Source organism: Aeromonas sp. R10-2 (assembly GCF_040908445.1).
GTDB lineage: Bacteria > Pseudomonadota > Gammaproteobacteria > Enterobacterales > Aeromonadaceae > Aeromonas > Aeromonas veronii.
The window spans coordinates 1-7,138 of record NZ_JBFODS010000094.1; the positions used below are offsets into that span (position 1 = coordinate 1).

4 protein-coding genes and 1 pseudogene are annotated in these 7,138 nt (G+C 55.3%); 1 reads left to right on the forward strand and 4 read right to left on the reverse strand.

Features of this window, described 5'->3' with window-relative positions:
• The 4 genes and pseudogenes from AB5Y97_RS18325 to guaB all read right to left on the reverse strand — a co-directional run.
• Positions 1-727, reverse strand: a pseudogene (locus AB5Y97_RS18325) (IS1634-like element ISAs25 family transposase); the annotation flags it as partial.
• Positions 728-1,645: 918 nt separating this feature from the next.
• Entirely contained in the window at positions 1,646-1,918 is a 273-nt protein-coding gene (locus AB5Y97_RS18330; RefSeq protein WP_005337011.1) for a hypothetical protein, read from the reverse strand.
• 379 nt (positions 1,919-2,297) lie between these two features.
• The gene (gene guaA, locus AB5Y97_RS18335) at positions 2,298-3,887 is read right to left on the reverse strand and encodes a glutamine-hydrolyzing GMP synthase (protein WP_201946899.1); all 1,590 of its coding nucleotides are present in this window, start codon (positions 3,885-3,887) and stop codon (positions 2,298-2,300) included.
• An 84-nt stretch (positions 3,888-3,971) separates the two neighbouring features.
• On the reverse strand, positions 3,972-5,435 hold the full coding sequence (gene guaB, locus AB5Y97_RS18340) for an IMP dehydrogenase (RefSeq protein ID WP_201946901.1): 1,464 nt from the start codon (positions 5,433-5,435) through the stop codon (positions 3,972-3,974).
• 421 nt (positions 5,436-5,856) lie between these two features.
• Between guaB and AB5Y97_RS18345 the strand changes: the two genes are divergently transcribed.
• The gene (locus AB5Y97_RS18345; protein WP_041206016.1) at positions 5,857-7,125 is read left to right on the forward strand and encodes an IS4-like element ISAeme4 family transposase; all 1,269 of its coding nucleotides are present in this window, start codon (positions 5,857-5,859) and stop codon (positions 7,123-7,125) included.
• Positions 7,126-7,138 lie beyond the last annotated feature (13 nt).

Sequence of the window (7,138 nt, forward strand, 5' to 3'; positions counted from 1 at the left end):
CCCGGGTCACAAATAGTTGCTGCTGTTGCGCCAGTAATTGCAAGGTATCGGCGCAGTACAGTGCGGCATCGCCGACCAGATAACGGCACTCCTGCGCGGCCTTGAGACTGCTCAAATGGCGACGAACGGTCTGGGCAAAGGCTTTGGTGTCATTACTATTGCCGCTCAGGGCCTGCATATAGACAGGTAGGCCGGCCTGATTTTCACAGATGAGCTCAAGGATCACTTGATTCAGCTCTGGCCGGTGATCACGACTATAACCACGCACCAGTTGCAGCTTACCGACCAGATCCCCATCGGCACAGTCATAGGCGCCATCGACGTGGAAGCTGGTAATATCGAGGTGCACTGCGGTGCTTTTGAGCCCCAGCCGCTCGACAACTTGCGCCGCCATCACCTGATACAAGGCGCTGACATCGGCCTCAAAGAGGGCATCGAGACAGCGACCGAGCACATCATCATTGAGGTCATCAGCACAGATCCCGGGGCCAATCAGGCGCTCAACCGGCTTGTTAGCGAAGAATTGCGGGAACATGTGCAGGGTGCTGCTGTGAAAGCCGAGGCCGTTCACTATCATGGCGACCAAGGCTTCACCATGTGAGACCTTGAAAGGCGGGGTTTTGGGGAGCAAGGCATCGATCATGCGGGCAATGCCCAGTTCCTGGCAGAGTGCGGCGACCAAACCAAGGTGATCGAGGTTACGGATCGAGATAGCGGGTGCGGCCATGATGATCTACCTGCAAAAGAGAGTAATAGATCAGAACGGCCGATCGCCGTCAAGCACTGAAAATAGCAAAATCAGGTGCGGAATGACGGTAACATCATGCCTTTCATACTCATTTCTATTATCTAAGAATCTACAAAACTCAGACAACTCATATAAGTGACTAGGTAAATCACGAAAATTTGAACATATAGGGCATTTATCTACTGACTTCACAAACTCACCTTAAAGAGCTAATAGTGACTAGATGAAAGGCGGTATTAATCCAATAGCCGAGTCTTTCGTATAACTCTGCATTATCTTCACAACCACCTAAAAAATTATTTTAAATCAAAGCATTGCCAAAATATCACGGGTGTCCAGACGTATTCTATTGACTTCTTCTTTTTGCTCTACAATTGCCACTCTATAAAAAGCAGTTGAGGAGTCAGCTACGGAAAGCGCCATCAAATCCCGCCTCAGTAAATAAGTCAGTACCGTTATGCGCTTGTATCACTACAGCAACCGTACAAAAAAGTCTGCTGATACTGGAACCACCATCTCATACGCCTCCATTCACTGTGACGCCCACTGATGCGGCTTGCTCACACGGTTCCAGAATAACAGCCAAGCTACCACCAGAGAGCATCTAGTTTGCAGCTTTTGATCAACGCGATGTCTCTGGTTTGATTCATCGGTGACTCCAAAGAGATAATATCCAGACGGATATCCTAGCGAGCAAGACAGATAAGCAAAAGCAGATGATGATAGTTTCCCGATCAAGATCAACAAATTAATCAATAAGTACAAATGCTGACCATGCATCAGAGATAACTGGTGGTGGAAATAAGAAAGACGCCCTAAGGCGTCTTTCTTATTTTAAGGACTTTGAGCAAAAAGGTTGGAGGTTATTCCCCCTCCCCACCTTGCCCCACCACCCAATCAAATCGGGGTAATGGAAGTGATATGGGCATCCCCGTCCAGTGATTTGAAGATCTGCACCACGGCTTCGCCATGGATCGGTTTGGCAAGCGGCACAGTGCTCTTGCACTTGAAGCGGTAGTTGGTGCCAGCCACCACTTGAGTGGAGACTTCAAAGGGTACGTACTGCACCCCGACAAATCCTTTCAGCGCCTGGTCAAATACCGCCTGATCCTCGGCGGTCAGCTTGTGATATGCGGTCCATCCACCCACCAACACTGCTTGTTCTGACATATCAAACTCTCCGTGCTCTATGATCCCGACTCGTTTGGCCGTTCGGGCTGCGCCCCGTTGATTCAAGTGGTTTCCGGTCTCCACCGGGGTGCCATCACTGCCGGTCGGCGCGATGACGATGAGCAAATTTGCGCAGCTATCTGCAACTGGATCAGCCCTCCCCCTTTCCACAAGCCGCTGTTGACAGCAGGCTCAATTGGCATGAGAGAGCCTAGTGCGAGATCGCAAAAATGCCCCTGTCACATATGACAGGGGCAAGGTGGCGAAAAAGCTGCTCGAAAAAAGAAGATATGTGGCGCAAACGATTGAGAAAAGAAAAGACGCCTCAAGGGCGTCTTTTTGCATTTTTATGCTCGAAGGGCAGAAGGGCGCGCGCCGCTTATTCCCATTCGATGGTTGCAGGCGGCTTGCCGGAGACGTCGTACACCACGCGGGAGATACCGTTGATCTCGTTGATGATGCGGTTCGATACGTGACCGAGGAAGTCGTACGGCAGGTGAGCCCAGTGGGCAGTCATAAAGTCGATGGTTTCGACGGCGCGAAGCGCAATAACCCAGTCATATTTGCGACCATCGCCCATCACGCCAACGGAGCGCACCGGCAGGAACACGGCGAACGCCTGGCTGACCTGGTTGTAGAGGTCGGCTTTGCGCAGCTCTTCGATAAAGACCGCATCGGCGCGGCGCAGAATATCGCAGTACTCTTTCTTCACTTCGCCAAGGACGCGCACACCCAGACCCGGGCCCGGGAACGGGTGACGGTAGAGCATGTCGTAGGGCAGACCCAGCTCGAGGCCAACGCGGCGCACTTCGTCTTTGAACAGTTCGCGCAGCGGCTCGACCAGACCCATCTTCATCTCTTCCGGCAGGCCGCCGACGTTGTGGTGAGACTTGATGACGTGGGCCTTGCCGGTCTTGCTGGCAGCGGATTCGATAACGTCCGGATAGATGGTGCCTTGCGCCAGCCACTTGGCGTTTTTCAGCTTTTTCGCTTCGTCGTCGAACACTTCAACGAAGACGCGGCCGATGATCTTGCGCTTGGCTTCCGGCTCGTCAACACCGGCCAGGGCGGAGAGGAAGCGATCTTCGGCATCGACCTTGACGATGTTCAGACCAAAGTGGTCACCAAACATCTCCATCACCTGCTCGCCTTCGTTCAGACGCAGCAGACCGTTATCCACGAAGACGCAGGTCAGGCGATCGCCGATGGCGCGGTGCACCAGCATGGCAACCACGGAGGAGTCGACACCACCGGAGAGGCCGAGGATCACTTCATCGTCACCCACCTGCTCGCGGATGCGGGCAACGGCGTCGTCGATGATGGTGGCCGGGGTCCAGAGGCATTCGCAGCCGCAGATGTCTTTGACGAAGTGCTCCAGCATGCGGGCACCCTGACGGGTGTGAGTCACTTCCGGGTGGAACTGCACGCCGTAGAAGCGCTTGGCCTCACACGCCATGGCCGCGTGCGGGCAGGTCGGGGTCTGGGCGATGGTGGTGAAGTCGGCCGGAATGGTGGTGACCTTGTCACCGTGGCTCATCCAGACATCCAGCAGGGCATTGCCGTTGTCGGCGATGGCATCTTCGATGTTGCGCAAAAGCGCGCTGCTCTTACCAGCTTCGCCAAGCACTTCCACCTTGGCGTAACCGAATTCACGCTCGGTAGAGGATTGCACCTTGCCACCCAGCTGCTCGGCCATGGTCTGCATGCCGTAGCAGATACCGAACACAGGGACACCGGCGTTGAACACATACTCGGGGGCGCGCGGGCTGCCCGCTTCGGTGACGGACTCGGGGCCGCCGGAGAGGATGATGCCGCTCGGATTGAATTCGCGGATCTGCTCTTCGGTCACATCCCAGGCCCACAGTTCGCAGTAAACGCCGATTTCGCGCACACGGCGGGCGATCAGCTGGGTGTACTGGGAACCGAAGTCGAGGATAAGGATACGGTGCTGGTGAATGTCTTTAGTCATTTTATTCCTGCATCAGGCTGATGTTGTCACAAAGGGCACGGGATAAAAAAAGGGTGGAAAAACGGGGCGCAGGGCCCCGTTTTATCAGCCCATCCGATAGTTGGGGGCTTCTTTGGTAATGGTCACATCGTGGACGTGGGACTCTTTCATCCCGGCGCCGGAGATGCGCACAAATTCAGCTTTAGTGCGCATTTCGTCGATGGTGGCGCTGCCGGTCAGGCCCATGGAGGAGCGCAGGCCGCCCATCTGCTGGTGGATGATCTCTTTGAGGCGACCCTTGTACGGCACGCGGCCTTCGATACCTTCCGGCACCAGCTTGTCGGCGGCGTTGTCGGTCTGGAAGTAGCGGTCGCTGGAGCCTTTGGACATGGCGCCCAGGGAACCCATACCACGGTAGGATTTGAAGGAGCGACCCTGATAGAGCTCGATCTCGCCCGGCGCTTCTTCAGTACCGGCGAACATGGAGCCCACCATGACGCAGCTGGCGCCCGCGGCGATGGCCTTGGCGATGTCGCCGGAGAAGCGGATACCGCCGTCGGCAATCACCGGAATACCGGTGCCTTCCAGCGCGTCAACGGCGTCGGAGATGGCGGTGATCTGGGGCACACCCACGCCGGTCACGATACGGGTAGTACAGATGGAGCCCGGGCCGATACCGACCTTGACCGCATTGACACCGGCAGCAGCCAGCGCCTTGGCGCCCGCGGCGGTCGCCACGTTGCCACCGATGATCTGCAGATCCGGATAGGCGTCACGAGTGGCCTTGATGCGATCCAGCACGCCCTGGGAGTGGCCGTGGGAAGAGTCGATCAGCAGCACGTCAACACCGGCTTCCACCAGCGCAGCGACGCGTTCTTCGTTACCGGCACCGGCACCGACCGCAGCACCGACCCGCAGACGACCCTTGTCATCTTTACAGGCGTGGGGCTTGCGCTCGGCTTTCTGGAAATCTTTAACGGTGATCATGCCCTTGAGTTTGAAGTCGGCGTTCACCACCAGCACTTTTTCGATACGGTGCTTTTGCATCAGGGCAACCACCTCTTCGCGAGGGGCCCCTTCACGCACGGTGACCAGACGATCTTTCTGGGTCATGATCTGTTCAACGGTCTGGGAGAGGTCAATCACGAATCGCACGTCACGGCCGGTGATGATACCGACCAGCTGATTGCCGTCAGTCACCACGGGGTAACCGGCGAAGCCATTCTTGTGGCTCAGCTCCTTGATTTGGGCGATGGTCATGTCAGGGCGCACGGTAACGGGGTCAGTGACCACGCCGCTCTCGTACTTCTTGACCTTGCGCACTTCGGCAGCCTGCTGCTCGATGGACATGTTCTTGTGGATAAAGCCGATACCGCCTTCCTGGGCCAGTGCGATAGCCAGACGGGCTTCGGTCACTGTGTCCATGGCAGCGGAAATCATCGGGATGTTCAAGCTGATGGCGGAGGTCAGCTTGGTACGCAGATCGGCAGTATTGGGAAGAACTTCGGAGTGGGCGGGAACCAACAGTACATCGTCGAAGGTTAACGCTTCTTTGGCAATCCTGAGCATGGCAATATCTCACCGTTGAGGAAGTGGGGGTGTAAAATATTGCCGACGAAGTTTACTCACGCATTGGTCACTGGTAAAGAAGTTTTTTGAATTTTTTATGGCATAGCCCTCTTTTAGGCGGCCAAAACGCCAAAAAACCAAGATTATCAGTACGAAAAGCGCCATTTCAGGGCAAAAGAGTTGGCTAGCCGGTGATTTATGCAAAACCGGCAGGTGCCGACGCAGTACAACCCCCATGCATCGGGATGATCGACAGGGGCTCAGGGGGCAAGCGGCCTCTGACCACCCTCCCCTTGTCTTGTGTCCTTGTATTGTCTCTTCATGTACAGGATCTTTAGCAGCAACCAATTGAAATAGATATAAAAATGGCTTCGATTGTGATCTGATTTTATCGCCAAACAAAACCGCCACGCACGAAGCCATGACCATTATCGATGCCAACCACTATCTTGAGCAACTTCTCTCTCCTGCCGAACTCGACCGCATTGCCCGTGACTGCCAATTTTGCTTGCGCAAACGAGCCATTACGCCTGCCATGCTGGTGACTGCACTCTTGCGGGCACTTGGCTGCGACCAGGTCGATGGTATCGCTGGATTGCACCATCATTTCAATGCCTTGCAACTGGTTGATGCCCATCAGGTTTCCTACAAGCCCTTTCACAACCAGTTGCGCAAAGCGTCGTTCGCCCTGTTCATGAAGGCGCTGGTTGAACGGGCTATCGCCTTGCGTATCGGCCAACAGATGAAGACTGCATCCCTTGGCGCATTCAAACAGGTGTTGTTGCAGGATGGTACTTCCTTTGCCGTCCACAAAAGCCTGGCCGAAGTGTTTCCGGGAAGGTTCAAGACCATTAGCCCGGCGGCAATCGAGTGTCATATGCTCATGTCTCTATTGGAGCAAAGTCCAGTTTGCATGCAGGTCTCTGCCGATACGGCGTCAGAGCGCCAGTTCCTGCCTGAGCCCGAGCGGCTCAATAACAGCCTGCTGTTGGCGGACGCGGGTTACATCGATATGGCCTACTTTGCGAAACTAAACGAGGCGGGCGGTTTCTATCTGGTCAGGGGTAGTAAGAGCCTGAACCCGAAGATTATCCGGGCATGGCGCGGTGACGAACGGGAAGTGCCGAAGCTGGCGGGCCTGTCACTCAAGGATGCTGGACGGCGGCACTGTCGGGCAGAGGTACTGGATATGGTGGTGAAATCGGGCAAGTTCGAGTATCGGCTGATCCGACGCTGGTTTGCCGAGGAGAAACGGTTCTGTATCTGGATGACCAATCTGCCACGAGAGGCATGGCCAGCAGAGCGGGTGATGAGCCTGTACCGCTGTCGTTGGCAGGTGGAGCTGCTGTTTAAGGAGTGGAAGTCGCACAACCGGCTCAAGGGCTTTGTGACAGGTCAGAAAGCCATTGCCGAGGGGCTGGTGTGGGCCAGCCTGTTGTCGCTGGTGATGAAAAGACGGGTAGCTCAGACGCTGATGGGGGACGGTTTATCCACACTGAAAGCGGCGAAAAATAGCGGAACCTGGTGGTTCCCGTTATTGGAAGCGGTGGCTCATCGGGTGTTGGTGGAAATAAGAGAGCGTCTGGAATGGGCTGCCGTTTACTTGGCGAAAAATGCCCGTCGAACCAAGCAGCGAAAATCGATACAGAACAGGACCTTAGAAGGAATTTCAAATGAAGTGTTTTCTTAAGGTCCTGTATATG

Coding starts and splice junctions, on each gene's coding strand:
- AB5Y97_RS18330 (WP_005337011.1), bottom strand. CDS start 1,918: ATGTCAGAACAAGCAGTGTTGGTGGGTGGATGGACCGCATATCACAAG.
- guaA (WP_201946899.1), bottom strand. CDS start 3,887: ATGACTAAAGACATTCACCAGCACCGTATCCTTATCCTCGACTTCGGT.
- guaB (WP_201946901.1), bottom strand. CDS start 5,435: ATGCTCAGGATTGCCAAAGAAGCGTTAACCTTCGACGATGTACTGTTG.
- AB5Y97_RS18345 (WP_041206016.1), top strand. CDS start 5,857: ATGACCATTATCGATGCCAACCACTATCTTGAGCAACTTCTCTCTCCT.